Origin of the sequence: Vibrio sp. 1CM8B (genome assembly GCF_023161685.1) — a bacterium.
Classification (GTDB): Bacteria; Pseudomonadota; Gammaproteobacteria; order Enterobacterales; family Vibrionaceae; genus Vibrio; species Vibrio coralliirubri.
Map to the genome: position 1 here is coordinate 114,761 of NZ_JALNTU010000009.1, position 17,132 is coordinate 131,892.

General features: G+C 45.5%; 10 protein-coding genes and 1 riboswitch. Of the genes, 4 read left to right on the forward strand and 6 right to left on the reverse strand.

Annotated features, from left to right (window positions below):
* Nucleotides 1-17: 17 nt before the first annotated feature.
* From fdhF to cmoM, 5 genes are all read right to left on the reverse strand, one after another.
* A complete protein-coding gene (gene fdhF, locus MSG36_RS17285) occupies nucleotides 18-4,247 on the reverse strand; it encodes a formate dehydrogenase subunit alpha (protein ID WP_248368993.1) in 4,230 nt (1,409 codons plus the stop codon).
* Between the two features lie 319 nt (nucleotides 4,248-4,566).
* Nucleotides 4,567-9,027 (reverse strand): chromosome partition protein MukB, encoded by a 4,461-nt coding sequence (gene mukB, locus MSG36_RS17290; RefSeq protein WP_248368995.1) that lies wholly within the window; start codon nucleotides 9,025-9,027, stop codon nucleotides 4,567-4,569.
* The gene (mukE, locus tag MSG36_RS17295; RefSeq protein ID WP_248368998.1) at nucleotides 9,024-9,824 is read right to left on the reverse strand and encodes a chromosome partition protein MukE; all 801 of its coding nucleotides are present in this window, start codon (nucleotides 9,822-9,824) and stop codon (nucleotides 9,024-9,026) included. The genes mukB and mukE overlap by 4 nt, the downstream gene beginning before the upstream one ends.
* Nucleotides 9,805-11,142: a chromosome partition protein MukF gene (gene mukF / locus MSG36_RS17300; protein WP_172379746.1), complete on the reverse strand. Its 1,338-nt coding sequence runs from the start codon at nucleotides 11,140-11,142 to the stop codon at nucleotides 9,805-9,807. The genes mukE and mukF overlap by 20 nt, the downstream gene beginning before the upstream one ends.
* A gap of 125 nt (nucleotides 11,143-11,267) precedes the next feature.
* A complete protein-coding gene (cmoM, locus tag MSG36_RS17305) occupies nucleotides 11,268-12,053 on the reverse strand; it encodes a tRNA uridine 5-oxyacetic acid(34) methyltransferase CmoM (RefSeq protein ID WP_017063509.1) in 786 nt (261 codons plus the stop codon).
* Nucleotides 12,054-12,168: 115 nt separating this feature from the next.
* Here cmoM and elyC point away from each other — a divergent pair, with 115 nt between their 5' ends.
* Nucleotides 12,169-13,020: an envelope biogenesis factor ElyC gene (gene elyC, locus MSG36_RS17310; protein ID WP_248369001.1), complete on the forward strand. Its 852-nt coding sequence runs from the start codon at nucleotides 12,169-12,171 to the stop codon at nucleotides 13,018-13,020.
* Between the two features lie 164 nt (nucleotides 13,021-13,184).
* Here elyC and torR read toward each other — a convergent pair whose 3' ends face one another.
* Nucleotides 13,185-13,898 carry a two-component system response regulator TorR gene (gene torR, locus MSG36_RS17315; protein ID WP_248369004.1) on the reverse strand — a complete coding sequence of 238 codons (714 nt, stop codon included), beginning with the start codon at nucleotides 13,896-13,898 and terminating at the stop codon, nucleotides 13,185-13,187.
* A gap of 285 nt (nucleotides 13,899-14,183) precedes the next feature.
* Between torR and torD the strand changes: the two genes are divergently transcribed.
* The 3 genes from torD (at nucleotide 14,184) to MSG36_RS17330 (ending at nucleotide 17,125) form a co-directional block, all read left to right on the forward strand.
* A complete protein-coding gene (torD, locus tag MSG36_RS17320; protein WP_019820999.1) occupies nucleotides 14,184-14,831 on the forward strand; it encodes a molecular chaperone TorD in 648 nt (215 codons plus the stop codon).
* Nucleotides 14,832-15,146: 315 nt separating this feature from the next.
* On the forward strand, nucleotides 15,147-16,151 hold the full coding sequence (purR, locus tag MSG36_RS17325; RefSeq protein ID WP_017063507.1) for an HTH-type transcriptional repressor PurR: 1,005 nt from the start codon (nucleotides 15,147-15,149) through the stop codon (nucleotides 16,149-16,151).
* Between the two features lie 170 nt (nucleotides 16,152-16,321).
* Nucleotides 16,322-16,407, forward strand: a riboswitch (cyclic di-GMP riboswitch).
* A gap of 127 nt (nucleotides 16,408-16,534) precedes the next feature.
* Nucleotides 16,535-17,125 carry a TfoX/Sxy family DNA transformation protein gene (locus tag MSG36_RS17330; RefSeq protein ID WP_019820997.1) on the forward strand — a complete coding sequence of 197 codons (591 nt, stop codon included), beginning with the start codon at nucleotides 16,535-16,537 and terminating at the stop codon, nucleotides 17,123-17,125.
* The last annotated feature ends 7 nt before the right edge of the window (nucleotides 17,126-17,132 follow it).

Below are 17,132 nucleotides of genomic sequence, written 5' to 3' on the forward strand. Positions count from 1 at the left end.
TCGCTTAACGCTCGGAACTAAGCTTCTGCTGTTTCCGTTTCAGACTGACGAATGGGGTCAATACGAACAGCCGCCACCTTAAACTCAGGGATCTTCGCATGTGGATCCGTCGCAGTAGTCGTCAAACGGTTAACCGGTGATTCAACGAAATGGAATGGAATGAACACCACACCCTTTTGCATTCGCTTAGTCACAAACGCCGCGATTTCTATTTCACCACGACGTGTTGATACTTTGAGCATCTGACCATTCGAGATACCCAACGCTTCAGCATCATGAACACTCACCATGGCACGCGGCCCAGCTAAGTTATCCAACCCTTTTGTTTTACGTGTCATGGTTCCAGTGTGGAACTGTTCTAAAATGCGGCCTGTCGTTAATACTAGCGGGTATTCCGCGTCCGGTAACTCAGCAGCGTATCTAAACGGAATCGCCTCCATTTGACCACGCCCACGCGTAAATTGGGTCTGGTGCATGATACGAGTGCCATCAGGGTTATTCTTATTACTTGGCCATTGCACGCCGTTCACCGTAATATTCTCCCAACGTAAACCACCATACTGTGGCGTTACACGTGCTATCTCATTGGTGATATCGGCAACGGTTTTATAGTCCCAATTACCGCCCATCGCATTAGCCAACATTTGGATAATCACCCAATCTTCTTTCGCTTCACCTGGAGGTAATACCGCCGGGTTAATGCGCTGAACACGGCGCTCGGTATTAGTAAAGTGACCAGACTTCTCAGCGAACGAGCAAGACGGCAGAACCACATCGGCATACTGGGCGGTTTCAGTTAAGAAAATATCTTGAACCACGAGGAAATCTAACGCTTCAAGACCTTCAATCACATGCGCTTGGTTCGGGTCACTCAGCACTGGGTTCTCGCCCATTACGTACAGGCCACGAACATCTCGATGGCACGCTCCATCAATAATTTCGGTGAGCGTTAAACCTGTTTCGGCAGGTAAGTCAGAAACACCCCACTCCATCGCGAATTTTTGACGAACCATTGGGTTATACACTTTTTGGTAGCCCGGAAGGTTGTTCGGCAATGCGCCCATGTCACACGCGCCTTGTACATTAGATTGACCACGTAATGGGTTTATACCACCGCCTTCAATACCAATGTTGCCGCACAAGAGTTGAAGGTTAGCGATAGAGCGAACATTATCGTGACCAGTAGTGTGTTGCGTAATACCCATCGAGTAGTACACCGCGGTACGTTCTGCAGTACCGATCAAGCGCGCCATCGCAAAAATGTCTTCCGCTTTAACGCCTGTCACCAATTCCACTTTATCTAAGGAGTAGCTTGGTGACATGACCTCTTGTAACAAGGTATCAAAGCCGTCCACACGGTCTTCGATATACTCTTGGTCATACCAACCGTGCTTGATGATCTGCTGCATCACGCCATTAATCAGCATCACGTCTGTACCCGGTCGGTGAGCTAGGTAAAGTTCAGCATGGTCGGCAATATCGATTCTCTTAGGATCAGCGACGATCAAGCGAGCACCGTTATGTCTTACCGCCTGTTTGATGTGTGAGCCGATAATTGGATGTGCCGATGTGGTGTCCGAACCAATAATAAAGATCACATCAGAGTGCTTGATACTTGGAATATCATTGGTCATCGCTCCACTGCCTAGCGAAGCTTCAAGCCCAGTCACCGTCGAGGCATGACAAAGACGCGCACAGTGATCGACGTTATTGGTACCTAGTTCACGACGAATGAATTTTTGGAACGCATAGTTATCTTCATTGGTGGTTTTCGCCGACGAAAAACCCGCCAAAGCGTTACTGCCAAAGCCTTGCTTAATCGCCGTAAACTTCTCGGCAATGAGCTTAATCGCTTCATCCCAGCTTGCAGGTTGTAACCTGCCATCTTTACGAATTAATGGTGTGGTTAAACGCGCATCGCTGCCAACGAAATCGAAGCCAAATCGCCCCTTAACACACAACATGCCTTCATTGACCGGAGAGTCCCCACCTTCGATATAACGGATTTTATTTTTGTGCTCATCGATATGCATGGTTAGTTTACAGCCCACACCACAATAGGTGCAGATGGTATCGACTTTCTTGAGTACGTCTGTGTCTCCTTGCTTTCTATCACGAGCATCCACCATCGCACCGGTTGGACACACCTGAATGCAAGAACCACATTGAACACAGTTTGAGTCGCCCATTAAGGTCTTATCCGCACCAACGTTAGGACGACACTCAGGTCTTGAAGCTGGCTTCCCGTCCGACTGATTCATGAAGCTTAGAACGCCATGAACATTCTGTTCGCGACAGGCTTGGATACACTGACCACAACTGATACAGCGGTTAGCATCAAAGATGATGAATTCAGAGCTATCATCGACAGCAAACTTCTGTCTTGTGGAGCCAACCTTCGCTTCTTCTGCTCGAATCGCTTGCCAGCTCTCATTTGAAGCCACATCAATTTTGTATTCTGGGTGTGTTTGCGTCGCCTTGTACTCCGTTGAGTAATCTCGTAAGTCGCAGTTAGTGTTGGCTTGGCAACCACACTCTAAACACCTTGCCGCTTCTGCGATTGCATCTGCATTATCAAAGCCTGTTTCTACTTCCTCAAAACTTTGCTCGCGCTGCTCGGGGGTTAGCTCTGGCATGATCTTGCGCGCCATTCGCTGAATGGACTTGTACTGCTCAGGATCCACCGCTTTGAGCTGCTTGTGCTTTCTTGAGTTAAACGGTTTGACCGGAATGTTATCCATGTCGCCGTGAAAGAAACGATCGATCGCTTGCGCTGCAATGCGTCCATCGCCAACGGCTTCGACAGCCGTCGCAGGACCGCGCCTGAAATCACCAATACTAAAGATATTGCCAGTACCGGTATGCATAGTTTGCGGATCAGCATCAGCGGTATTCCAACGAGTCAGTGGAATATCAATCGATTCGTTGTCCATAAAGCTCAGATCAGGCTTTTGCGACACCGCAGCGATAACCGTATCGAAGGCTTCGACAAAGAACTCACCCGTTGGTTTAGGGCTACGACGACCGGAAGCATCAGCCGGCCCTAAAGCCATACGCTCTAAGCGTATTTCTGATACGTGGCCATTCTCATCCGCTATATTTTCGGCCGGGTTAGTCAAGAAGTGGAACTTCACACCCTCATGCTCAGCTTCTTCAATTTCGTAATCTTCTGCAGGCATCTCATCTCGAGTACGACGATAAATCAACGTGGTATCCGCACCATCACGCACCGCTGTTCGAGCACAGTCAATCGCGGTGTTACCGCCACCGATCACTGCAACCTTTTTACCTGTGACATACTGCTGATCGGTCACGTAATCTTTAAGATAATCGACGCCTAGGTAACAACCGCTAAGCTCGCTACCCGGATAATTCATTTCAACCGCTTGTGATGCACCAACAGCTAAACAAACCGCATCAAAATCGTTGCTCAAATCAGACAGTGTAAAATCAACGCCCAGTTTTTTATCACACTCTACCGACATCCCATTACGGCACATCAGCTCGATTTCTTTATCTAGAATCGACTTAGGTAAGCGATACTCTGGGATACCGTAACGCAGCCAACCTCCAGCTTTAGGCATCGACTCATAAACGATTACATCATAGCCTTCATTGGATAGATAATAACCTGCAGTAAGACCACCGGGACCACTACCAACAATCGCTATACTCTTACCTTTATTTGGTTTCTGAACTGGTATATAGCTTTCTTGCGCCGCTAAATCTGCATCGGCTGCGTGTCGTTTGAGTTGGCGTATCGCGATGGATTCATCAACCAAGTTTCGACGGCATTCAGTTTCACAAAATGCAGGACACACACGACCAATCGAAAGCGGCATTGGTAATGTCTTTTTGATCACCTCAATCGCTTTAATGTGATCATTTTGAGCAATATGATGCAGATAAGATTGAATATCGACCCCTGCAGGGCACGCAGTTTGGCATGGTGCCTCACAATCTGCGTAGTGGTCTGTCATGATGCGGTTCAGCGCTTCTTGTCGATGGTTGGTCAACGGCTTTGACTGAGTCGTAATATTCAACCCATTAGACACTTCAAGCTCGCACGAGCGCTTCATACCTAAGCCATCAACCTCGACAACACATAAATCGCATGGAATCTTATCTGTTGTTTTGTTCAAACCACATAGAGATGGGATCTCTAAACCACATGTTTTTGCCGCTTCAAGTACGGTTTGTCCTTGTTCGACGATTCGAAATTTCCCATCAATAACGATTTGAATCATATTGAGTCCTGCCTTCCAGTTTGCGTAATAGTCACGCTCATAAATATTAATTAGTCGTTCAGTCGTGTGTAGACACTACTGCCATACCATTACCATACATTAACTGTGGTTTTGTGCGTGTGACTTCAAACAAGTTCTATTGAGATTAGCCCTAATGTATGAGTGGTCATATCAGTAGTTCAAAGGGGGTAAGTTACGAGGTATATGAAGCGGATCAGGCCAAAGGGGGTTAAAGCAATTGCAGAACGCTAGATTTAAGTACTAAAAAGCCCCTAATGATTAGGGGCTATGAATTAGTATCGTTGAATCGCTATCGAGCTTATTGCTCAGTTTCTTCGATAAGCTCTTGCACTGGAGATGCTGGCTTGTTTTGAGCAAAACCGCGCAAACCAACAACGTGTACATGTTCGTGGTCTTTAAATACCTTACGAACCAGTTTGTAAGTTGTGCCTTTCTCTGGGCTTATGTTCTCTGGTGCCGCAATCAGAAGTTGCATTCCTAAACGGTCACACAGTTCAAATAGCGTTGAAATAGATTTCGCATCCAGACGTGCCGCTTCATCAAGGAACAACAAACGACATGGAACGATGTCTTTACTACGAAGTCGACGTGACTCTTCTTCCCAGCTCTGAACCACCATCAATAGGATAGATTGGCCCGTACCGATTGCTTCACCCGTGGACAATGCACCAGACTCTGCTTGTAACCAACCATCTGAACCACGGTTAACTTCAACACTGAGTTCTAAGTAGTTACGGTAATCCAGCAACTCTTCACCCAGAACTTGCGGAGAACGTTGACCCATATCGATATGTGGGTTCACACGTTGGAACAATTTCGCCATTGCTTCTGAGAATGTGAAGCGCGTTGATTCAAACAAGTCTTTGTGCTGCTCTTGCTGAGTCGCTAGCCCTGACAGCAAGATTTCGTGGCTTTCACGGATCTTAACGTTTAGACGCACGCCCTTAACCTGACCAAAGTAGATGTTAGACAGACCTTGGTTCAGCATTCGAATACGGTTCTGCTCACGCTGAATCGTCTTCTTAATGATGCTTGCTACCGACTCAGAGCTGATCGCTAAGCGATTTTCACGCTGCGTCAGTTCTTCTGTCAATCGAGCTAGCTCAACTTCCATCTCTTCGATTGCTTCAACCGGATCATCCGTATGAATGATGTCTTGGCGAATACGCTCGCGAAGATGTTGGTAAACTGCAATATAGAACAGAACTTTACGCTCTGGATGTGCGTTGTCTTCCGATAGACGCAGCGAATCACGTAAGTCGTCATTGTCAGCTACAGCCAGACGTAGCGCACCCAATGATTTATCCGACATTGAGCGAAGTTCGCCCGCCGTTAGGTAAGCCAGTTCACGCTTATGAAGACGACGTTCAACATCATTTTCACGAGCTAAACGAAGTACTGAGCACCAGCCTGCTTTTGCTGCAACTACGAAGGTACGAAGCTCTGCGTACTCTTTCTGTACTTTCTTAAGACGCTTAGCCAAGGCTTTCATCTCAAGTTCCGTTGACGTAATCGTACGCTCGTATTCACTCTTACGGCTACGAGATGTGTGTAAACGCTCTTGAAGCTCATCACGACGACGTACAGCACGCTCTTCAGCGCCTTCATCAGCATTTACGCCAAACTCTTGTAGCTCTTGTTTGAACTCTTGAACCGTTTCTTGCTTCGCTTGATGTGAGCTCTTCAATGCCGCCAATACTTGGTTGTATTGGTTCATCTGTTCACGAGCTTGCTTCAAGCCATCACGGCCTTTGGTTCTTGCTTGTTCCGCTTGAACCAGTTTTGCTTTCAGTTGTTCGCTCAGTTCGCTGCTCTTGTTAAGCAAATCAACAGAGTCCGCGTAAGCAAAGTAGTGACGACGCTCAATCAAATCAGACAGCGCGAACACTTTACCTTTTAGAGTTTGTAGCGCGTTATCAGCTTGACGATATTCGGCTTCCAAAGCTTCGAACTGCTCTGGGTCAGCGTCTAGTGCAGATACGATTTGCTCTAGAGAAATAAGCGCTTTACCGTGAGTATTCAAATAAGACTTAGCTTCACTTAAACGCTCTAGTTGCGCTTCTAATTCAACTAAGCGCTCAGCCAATGTTTCGTCTTCTAAAATACGAACCATTGGCGCTAATTTATCTAATGCACCAAGTGCCTGCTTGCTTTGTAGAAGCTGGCTACGTTGTTGCTGCTCTTTAGAGTTAAGCTCAGCCAGAGAACGAACAATTTGATTACGCTTATCACGAATCGCAGTAAGTGCTTGTTCTGGGTCTGCGTTAAACGCAACGTGTAGGTGCTTCGCAACAAAGCTGTTGAATGCTTGGTATAAGCGATTCAGTTTTTGAGAGTCAAACGCTGCTTTCGCGTGGTTCTCAACAACTACATCACGCTCTTCGCGCAATTTCTCAAGGCGTTGTTCACGAGCTGCGCGACCAAACAGTGGAATCTCAGGGAAGCGAGAGTAGCGCATTTGGCGATCGTTCAGTTGAACGCATACTGCGCCTTCTAACTCGTCGGCATTGAATGAGCTGTCATCAAACGCGTCTACATCACCTTCTAGGATGTAAAGGTCTTCTGGACAATCATCAAGATCCACCAGCTTCTCTTTAATACCATCAAGATCAGAAACCACAATTGCGTGACGAGCTGGGCCATACATAGCACTGAAGTACGGTGCATCGCCAATCGTGATGTCATCGTAGATCTCAGAAAGCAGCACGCCACCAAGCGTATCCGCCAGGCCTTTCAGGCGAGGATCGTTAGAGCCACCAGGAGAAGCTAAACGCTCAATCTCTTGCTCAAGTTCAGCACGGCGCTTTGCCAACTGATCTTTTGCTAGCGCTTGAGATTTCTCATCTTCGAGCACTTGCTGCATTTGAGTCATTACTGCTTGGCTATCTTCTAGCTCAGCGTCTGTTTGATCTCTTAGTGCTTCAAGTGCGTCGTTTGCTGTGATCCACGCAGGAGCAATGGACTCAAGTTTTTGAATCTCTTGATCGTGGTTTTGTTGCACACGACGTTGTTCACTTTTCGCTTCACGCAACTCTTCCTGAGCATACTCAAGCGTTTCGATCTGCATGGCATGACGTTCGCGCTCTTCGTCGAAAACCGCTTCGTCAGTCAGTGAAATGTTGTGTTGCTTTTGGTATTCAGTCGCCAGCTCTTTTGCTTGACGCTGCTGCGCCACATCACGAGCCATGTCGCGATGCTGAGCACGCCATTGCTGTTCGTTCTCAACAACGTGTTTTGCGTTACGACCTTTTTCTAGAGCTTGTTTAGCGCTGTGAGACGCTTCTTTACGTTCAACATCACCCACAATACTTTTAACAAGAGCGAGGGCTTTGTCGAACTGTGCAGAAGCTGCAGAAGACATGTCTAGCTTGTGCTTAGTAGACAGTAGCTTCTGTGTGCTTGATTCTTCTTGTGCTTTTAGCTCAGAAACCAAGGTCAACGCGCTTTCTGCCGTAATAGATTCATCACCTAGCAACTGCTTGGTTTTCTCTAATGCTTGAACCGCTTGCTGGTATTGAAGTGCGCGAGTCTGCTGAACATCCAATGCTTGTTGGTAATCAGCAAGCTGAGTTTTCAGGCTATCCACTTCTTCTTCAGTAATGGTTGCCTGCTCTTCTGCAAGAAGTACTCGTTCTTGAGCTTCTTCAACCACCATCATCTGCTCTTCTAGACGCTCATTAAGCTCTTCTAGATCTTCGCTGTAGCGGGCAATTTTCTCTTGCTGACGAAGTGCAGTTTGAACTAATTGAAGATGATCCGAAGCCGCTTGATAATCTTGCTCTAGTGCTGATTCTTGATCCACCAAAAGCTCAAGCTCTTCTTGAACGCGGTTCAACAAGTTGTTCTGATCAAGCAAGGTTTCACGAGAGCCAAACAGTTCGCCACGGAACTTCATGGTTTGGTCAAGCTTGTTACGACGATCGTTGGCATGGCGCATGTAGTCCGCAGCCACGTAGTTCGTAGATTCAGTGATCAAGTGCTTGAACAGGTCACGATCCGACTGAGTCGTCTTGATCGCTTCTAGTGTCATGCGGTTCTCGCGTAGTGCTGATTCCATGTCTTGGAATGCTTTCTTCACACCACCGTTTTGCGGTAGAAGGTAATCACGCAGAGAACGCGTAATCGCACTTGAGATACCACCGTAAAGTGACGCTTCAATTAAGCGGTAGAACTTAGAACGGTCGCTGCTGTTACGCAGTTTCTTCGGGACCACACCGTATTCAAACATCTGTGAGTGGTAATCAACAATCGAAGAGAAGGCTTTAAAATGCGCGCCTTCGTATTGCGCAACCGCCGCTTTCACGTCGTTCAACTGACATACGCGAGCGTGGCTGTCTGAAACGTTCTGAATCAACACATCCGTTGGTTTCACATGGCTTGGAAGGCCTTGAATAACGAACGGTTTGATGTCGACTTTCTTATCACGACCCGCAACTTGCTGCAGTTTTACTGCAAACAATAGACGTTGATTACGCGAGTTCACAACATCTAGCGCGGCATAACATGCGCCTGGCTGAAGCTTACCGTAAAGGCCTTTATCACGTGACGACTGCGAGCTACCCGCTTCCGTTGTGTTACGGAAATGCAGAAGGCTTTGGTCAGGGATCAGTGCTGTGATGAATGCCGCCATTGTGGTCGACTTACCCGCACCGTTACCGCCAGAAAGCGTTGTAACCAATCCATCAATATCAAAAGTACGCGCAAAGAAGCCGTTCCAGTTGACCATGGTTAATGATTGATACTTACCTCTTTCAATCATGCTTCACCTTCTACTTTTGTTTGTTCGCCATCGTTTGACTCAAGGTCAAAATCTGCTTGATCGTTAAAAATGTCTTGTTGACCGTTTTCGTCTGCAACTACTTCTGATACAGCTTCCGCTTGTTCTTCATTCAACAAGCTACCTTGGTTAGGCTCTTGGGTATGCACCACAGCTTCACCATCACGGATAAGACGCAATTGCGCTTCTTTCATATCGTCACCAACACGAACGTCAGCGCCAAAGCGGAATACCGCTTCGCTGATACGGAACTTGCCCGTTTCACCAATCGCAATCAGCATGCCGATACGGCGTAAACGACGTAAAGAAGTACGAACTTTTTCGAAGAGCTTTTCTTTGTCTAAATCAGAACCGGACGCACGGTTGGTTGCTAGCTTCATGAGTTTTTTCTCATCCGCTAACGACATCAATTCATCAAACAGTTCTTGATTGGTGAAGATACCTTCATGAGCAAGACGTTCTGGGCTTAGGTATAAGAAACACAACACCTTACCAACCAGCATGTCTAGCTCAGACAACACACTACGGCCAATCAGAGACGTAGAGCGCGGACGCAAGTAAAAGAAACCTTCCGGCGCCTTTACCAGCTCCGTATTGTAGCGTTGATAGAAATGCTGAAGTTCCACTTCGAAATCAGACAGCAACGCGTGGTTATCTAGATCTTCTGTTGAAACATGCTTACCTGAACGCAGCATGCTATCTAGCGCAGGGAACAGTGGGTTCGCTATCGCTTTTACCAGTTTCTCTGGCATGTAATCATCAGTACTTGTTAATGACATTTGCTTGTACCTTTGCACCGAAATCGTTGATTGCCTGCCAATCTGGCTGAATAGCCTGATAGTCAGACTCTGAGTAACCTAAGCGCACGGCTTGGTCGACAACAATTCTGGCTAAATCAAAATGGTGTGTGCGAGGGTGTGCAGCGAGGTAATCGCGTAACACAAGGCCAAGATCAATTGGCGCGCCTTGCTGTTTGTGAGCTTTTAACATCTCTGCAATTCGATCTGAAAGCAGGTCATTCACTTGCTCAAATTCTTCGTACTCGACGTCGATTGGTGCTTGTCCCGTCACTTCGTCATCACGAAGCACAAGCGCTTCATCACGAAGATCCGTCAGCTTCTCAGCATCGGCGTAGGTCAATAGCCAAGGCGCATCAAAGTAGTCTGTGACTGACTGACGCAAGCGCTGGCTAAAGGCACGGTTTTTATCCATATCAATCGCGGTACGGATAAACTTGTGAACATGGCGGTCGTAGCCGATCCATAAATCGATGGCTTGTTGGCCCCAACTGGTGATTCGGTCTAGCTTCATCTGCAAGCCGAACAGGGTTTCGCCAACGAACTCGAGTTCATCGTCACCGTAAACAATTTCTTGAATATCGAGGATCTGTGTTTGCAGTTCATCACCCGCCGCTTGCAAGGTGTCTTGCAATTCTTTTAGTGTGGACGAGGTTTCTGAAAGCAAGGTTTCACAGTTGTTAATCGCCTCTCGCCAATCCTTGTTTAAAAGGTCGGCAATTTGCTGTTTAACGGTTTGCTGCTGCTCATCCATAACACGTTGGTTAAGATCAATCTGATCGAAAATTTCACCAACAGAATACTTGAGCACGCCGTAAACATTCTTTCTCCAATGTCCTGGAGTTCCGCCTTTTTGTGCTGCTTCAATGGCTTTTGCCATCTCGTCCGCAACCATAGAAAGCTGGATAGACAGTTTTAACTTAGAGAACTGACGGTGGCGTAAGTAATAATCTGAAATACCAATCGCCAGTGGTGATAAGCGATAAATACTCGCACCATCAGTGATTTCGCTGGTAAAGCGGCTAATCAACTTCTGTTTAACTAACTCGTTGATGGCATTGTTGGCACGAAACGCGGACGCTTCGCCAGTATCTTCAAACAGTCGAGTGACGATGGTAAATGCATCGTGCAGTTCACCCTCGCCCAACTCTTCATCGAACCTTTCATTGCTTAGTACTGCGATAGCAATCAAAAATGCTAAGCGCTCTGGTGGCAAGTTTAATGAAAAATCATGCTGCTTGACCCAGCCCACCAACTCATCAATTGGCTGCTCTTCGGCAGTTTGAGTCATTTCACTCATTGTGGTTCCTGTTACTGTTCTTCGTCATATCGAATGTATTAGATATGACGCCTATTTCTTTATGACGCGGGCTTCTTACGATTGCATAGCGCATGTTGTGGCTTCTTTTACCACATTCACCGCTGTTATTGCGCAGGTTTTTGAGCCCAAACGTGAATATAACGGCCTAGTGACAGATATGGCTCTTGGCGACATAGCTGTTTTTCCAGTTCCAATACATCTTCAAATTGGTAATCGCCCATGTACTCCATATTACCTATGTAGTCACTGAAAGAGCGAATGCCTGATTTACCACAGATTTCTAGACCAGCGTCTTCTATCCATTGATAAACCTCTTCCGGCTTCAAGCCTTTTTGTGGTTGCAGCTTAAACCGTTTTCGATGTGGCATCCCATTCAATACATGAGGAATGTTGCCACAAATCACATTTTTCAGGACTAATCCGTGGTGGTTGTAAAACATTATCGAGGCAACGCCACCCGGTTTAACTTGTTCAAGCAATAAATCAAGCGCCTCTTTAGGATCGGCTAACCATTCCATTACGGCATGAAACATCACAAAATCGACTTTCTCATCGAGATGTTCTGCGACTTTTTGTACCGGTGAATGAATAAATCGATATTGCTCTAGCAAACCCGCTTCGCTGATACTTTCTTCTGCGAGCTTCAGCATTTCAGAAGAGAGGTCACAAAGAGAAACGTTATGCCCAAGCGACGCAATTTTTTGCGACATCTGCGCAAGGCCGCCTCCAGCATCAAGCACATGCAGCGGCGAAGCTGATTGCTCAAATTTGCTCAAAGCTTGTTCTAAATCTTCCCATACGATGATCTGACGGATCTCTCCTTTGTCAGAGCCGTAAATATTTTTTGCAAATTTGTGGGCAATATCGTCGAAATTACGGTCTTCAGTCACGGCTACTTGAGTTATTATGTCCTATCGTGCCTGCTATTCTGTCACAGGAATTTCAGGAATAAAGAGGCGATGTCTCTTTTTACTACTAAGTGATGTTTTTTCGGACTATTCGGATATGTTTGAGCTGAAAAAAGTAGTGTCTTCGCTATTGATGCCACTGCCAGCAATGTTAATTCTCGCTTTTCTGGGTTTAGCCCTAGTGATGTTTACTACCAAAAGGAAGACGGGTTGCCTAATCACCCTTTCAGCCCTATGTGGTATTTTCCTAATCGCTTTCCAACCAGTTTCTAGTCAACTTTTAATGCCAATGGAAAGGCAACACACCGCATTTTTACCTGTCGATGAAACCGTCGATTACGTGATGGTTCTCGGAAGTGGTCACGTCGTAGACGACCAAATTCCACCGACATCAGAACTTAGCCGCACCGGCCTGATGCGTTTAAGTGAAGGGATTCGTATTCTACGTCTTTATCCTGGTGCAAAACTGATATTGTCTGGCTATGGCGCAGGCACTGAAGTCAGTAACGCAAGAATGATGGCTAAAGTAGCGTTAGCTCTTGGCGTAGCAAAGCCCGACATCATTCTGCTTGAAACAGCAAAAGACACCTGGGAAGAAGCCCGCCAAGCCGCTGCGTTCGTTAAGAATAAAAGAATGGTGTTGGTGACTTCAGCGAGCCATATGACTCGCGCACTGAACGAGTTCAATGCTGCTGGCATGAAACCACTGCCGGCACCAACTAACTACCTTGCACAAGAAGGTATTGTTGAGCCTTGGAACAAGTACATGCCAAAAGCTCTTTACCTTGAGCAGACCGAGCGTTACTGGCACGAAACCATGGGATTGGTTTGGCAAAGCCTGCGTGATTGGTTAGATACAAGCAATGACATTGTTGAAGAGCCGGTTATTCCAGAAGCTTCCAGCTTAGTTGAAGATGACAGTGAAGTTTCTGCGGCTCAGCCTCAGTAAACCGATTGAACCTTTAAACTCATCTGAGCAGACAGAGTCCCAAATATTTATAGATTCTCTGGTCGTGAACAATAAAAGCTAAGCAATAAAAAAGCCGAGACATCAATAATGTCTCGGCTTTTTACGTTTAAATGTCGTTGTTGATTAATCACTCCCGAAGGAAATCAATCACCAGCGAACATGTAACCTTCTCCGTGAACCGTCACAAAGATTTGTGGGTTCTTAGGATCGAACTCCATTTTTGCACGCATACGACGAATCAATACGTCGATAGTACGGTCATTAGGCGCGTCCACTCGGTGACTGATCATATTCAGAATACGTTCGCGGCTTAATACTTGGTTAGGGTAAGAAGACAACGCCACTAGCAGTTCGTATTCTGCTTTGGTCAGTTTCACCGGTTCGCCGTTTTTGCTTAACGCACGACGAGGGATATCAAATGTCCACTCACCAAAACGAACCACAGACTCATCTGATGTTTCTTCGACTGCGCCCGCTGCTGTTTTACGAGCGGCAGAAATACGCCAAAGTAGGTTTTTAACTCGAACTAATAACTCGCGAAGTTCGAAGGGTTTAGTAACGTAATCGTCAGCGCCCATTTCAAGGCCAACGATTTTGTCGATGCTATCCGTGCGTCCAGTAACTAAAATAATTCCAATGTCTGATTGACTGCGTAATTCGCGAGTTAGCATCAATCCATCTTCGCCTGGTAAGTTGATGTCCAGCATAATGAGGTCAACGTTGTTTTCTTCTAACACGTTTCTCATTTGAGCGCCGCTTTCTGCTTCGCTCACTGCGTAACCCTCGTTCTGGAAGTATCCAACCAGTTTACTGCGGGTTACCACATCATCTTCTACGACTAATACGTGATAGCTCATCTACACCACTTTTCTTATTTAATAGTTTCAGTGACTATTCTATTCATAACTAGTAACAATTCTAGTGGTACAGAAGATAAAAGCCAGAAACATGGATTTTTTTTGATACAAGACAATCTTAAACCTTGCTATTTATCGTCCATCGCAATTCAATATAGGCATTACTACTAACGAGTAACTTTGCGTTTCGCAAATAACCTTGTTATTCAGCCTTGGTGTGCTTATGCCCAAGTGACTACAAGATGCATACAAGCAACATCACAAGACTAAGTCAGGATCTAAGAAATGAAAGATACGAAAGCGTTCAACGAGCAAAGAGCAGAAATATACTGGTGGCTATCAAGCTTATTCGCCAAAGAGCTCACTCAAGAAGAACTCGATCACTACCACTCTGTTGAAATTCGTTCTTTCCTAACTGGTTTAGGCGAAAATGAAACACTAAAGCCAGCGATTGATAAGTTAGTGGATGCGCTGAACCGCCTACAAACACGCGAAGATGCTCAGCTAGAACTGTCTGCAGACTTTTGCGATCTTTTCTTAAAGACAGATAAACACGGTGCTCTTCCTTACGCTTCTATGTATATCGGCGAAACTGGCCTTTTGAATGATAAGCCAGCAAAAGATATGGAAGAGATCATGGCTAAGCACAACTTAGTTGTGAACCAAGATCTAAAAGAGCCAGCAGACCACATTGCTATCGAACTCGATTTCCTTGGTAACTTGATCATTCGTTCAAACGAAACGGATATTGAAGAAGAGCTAGAGAATTCATTTGCCGTTCAACAGCAGTTTATCGAACAACAACTGCTGACTTGGGTACCAAAGTTCAACGTGAAATGTCATGACGTTGATGAATTCGGTTTCTACGCTAGTGTCTCATCTTTGCTACTCGCATTCTGTCAATTAGACACTCAATATTTAGCTGGTGAATAGCTTATTGGATGACTAGGTAAATAAATTCAGTAGAATGTGACAATTCACCCGGATTTCTGGGTGAATTTTATTGCGAGTAATTTCTAGTCAGTCTAAAATTGTGACCGCAAACGATAAAATATGAAACATTCACGAAATGCTATGCTTATTAAAGTTCAGAGCATTTCGGTGTTAAGACAAGCCGCTCAATAGCGGTTTTTTGTTTTTTAGCACTTTAGTACCCAAAGAGCCCTACAAATTTAAGCTCTTAGTTAGGTAGCTTAACGGCTACTTTATTCCGTACTTTGGGAAAGTAGCTTCTAATAGGATAAAACCATGGCCACTATAAAAGATGTCGCTCGCTTAGCCGGCGTATCAACAACAACCGTTTCTCACGTAATCAACAAAACTCGCTTTGTTGCAGAAGCAACTCAAGAAAAAGTAAACAAAGCCGTAGATGAACTGAACTATGCACCAAGTGCTGTTGCTCGTAGCTTGAAATGCAATACAACACGCACTATCGGCATGCTAGTGACTCAATCAACTAACCTATTCTTCTCTGAAGTTATCGATGGTGTTGAGAGCTACTGCTACCGTCAAGGTTACACTTTGATCCTGTGTAATACGGGCGGTATCTATGAGAAGCAACGTGACTACATTCGAATGCTTGCAGAGAAACGTGTAGATGGCATCTTAGTTATGTGTTCTGACCTAACTGAAGAACTAAGAGAGATGTTAGACCGTCACGCTGACATCCCTAAAGTTATCATGGACTGGGGCCCAGAGAGCTCTCAGGCTGATAAGATCATCGATAACTCTGAAGAAGGTGGCTACCTAGCGACCAAATACCTTATTGAACGCGGTCACTCTAAGATTGCATGTTTAAGTGGCCACTTAGACAAAGCAGCATGTGTTGAACGTATTGCAGGTTACAAGCGCGCACTCAACGAAGCTAAGATTTCTGCCGATGACAATATGATCATCGAAGGTAACTTCGAGTGTGATACGGCTGTTCTTGCTGCAGAACAAATCGTTGAGATGGAAGATCGTCCAACAGCGGTATTCTGCTTTAACGATACAATGGCACTCGGCTTAATGAGCCGCCTGCAAGAAAAAGGCATTCGCATTCCTGAAGATATCTCAGTCATCGGTTACGACAACATCGAACTGGCTGAATACTTCTCTCCACCGCTAACGACCGTTCACCAACCAAAACGTCGTGTTGGTAAGAATGCATTCGAAATTCTATTAGAGCGCATCAAAGACAAAGACCACGAAAAACGCGTCTTCGAAATGCACCCTGAAATTGTTGAACGAAGTACAGTTAAAACGTTAAATTAATTGATAATTCGAGTTTAATTTCATCAAGCGCACCTTTAGGTGCGCTTTTTTTATCAGCAACTACAATGAACCTTTATGCATAAATGAAAGATCATTAATTGAAGCAATATCACATTTTGAAATATCAACTGTGAGCTTCATTCAACAAAAACTTTATTCTATTCAATCAGTCACGCACAGGGCAAACCACTCGAAAGAGTGAGACGCAAAGCTTCCGGCCTAAACCACTCGTTGGTATGGTAGCGGGGTTACCGATGGCAAAATGCAGTAACTACTAATAATTTAGTAATTTACGGCTTATTGACAATTTAATTGCAACATTTTGCTAATCTCTCGGACCTGCTTATTTGGTGGCGTAGTTCAAATACACCGAGATAAATAACATGGATAAACCGATACTAAAGGACTCGATGAAGTTATTTGAGTCCCTAGGAAAAATAAAATCACGCTCAATGTTTGGTGGCTTCGGTCTTTTTGCTGATGACACTATGTTTGCTCTGGTTGTAAATGACCAGTTGCACATACGCGCAGACAAAGGCACAACGAAACAATTCGAACAACAAGGGTTTCAACCGTACGTCTACAAAAAACGTGGTTTCCCTGTCGTTACTAAATATTTCGCTTTACCTGAAGGCCTCTGGCAAGACCAAGAGAAAATCTTGCAGCTTGCAACCACGTCTCTAGGTTTTGCTAAAGAAGAAAAAGCTGAGCAGTCTTCTGCTAAGCCGACCCGACTCAAAGATCTGCCTAATCTTCGACTCGCTACCGAGCGTATGTTGAAAAAGGCAGGGATCGATTCTGTAGAACGTTTATATGAATCTGGCTCTGTAAACGCATTTAACGCCATCAAAGAATCGCATGCGTCTTCTGTCAGTATTGAACTACTTTGGGCGCTAGAAGGCGCGATCAATGGTACACATTGGTCTGTTATACCGCAGCAGCGTCGCGAAGAGCTTATCAATCGCGTCAATTAACTTTGTC

Excerpts from the sequence above, each read along its gene's own strand:
- mukF (WP_172379746.1), bottom strand. The coding sequence starts at position 11,142 with ATGAGTGAAATGACTCAAACTGCCGAAGAGCAGCCAATTGATGAGTTG.
- fdhF (WP_248368993.1), bottom strand. The coding sequence starts at position 4,247 with ATGATTCAAATCGTTATTGATGGGAAATTTCGAATCGTCGAACAAGGA.
- torD (WP_019820999.1), top strand. The coding sequence starts at position 14,184 with ATGAAAGATACGAAAGCGTTCAACGAGCAAAGAGCAGAAATATACTGG.
- mukB (WP_248368995.1), bottom strand. The coding sequence starts at position 9,027 with ATGATTGAAAGAGGTAAGTATCAATCATTAACCATGGTCAACTGGAAC.
- purR (WP_017063507.1), top strand. The coding sequence starts at position 15,147 with ATGGCCACTATAAAAGATGTCGCTCGCTTAGCCGGCGTATCAACAACA.
- MSG36_RS17330 (WP_019820997.1), top strand. The coding sequence starts at position 16,535 with ATGGATAAACCGATACTAAAGGACTCGATGAAGTTATTTGAGTCCCTA.
- torR (WP_248369004.1), bottom strand. The coding sequence starts at position 13,898 with ATGAGCTATCACGTATTAGTCGTAGAAGATGATGTGGTAACCCGCAGT.
- elyC (WP_248369001.1), top strand. The coding sequence starts at position 12,169 with ATGTTTGAGCTGAAAAAAGTAGTGTCTTCGCTATTGATGCCACTGCCA.
- mukE (WP_248368998.1), bottom strand. The coding sequence starts at position 9,824 with ATGTCATTAACAAGTACTGATGATTACATGCCAGAGAAACTGGTAAAA.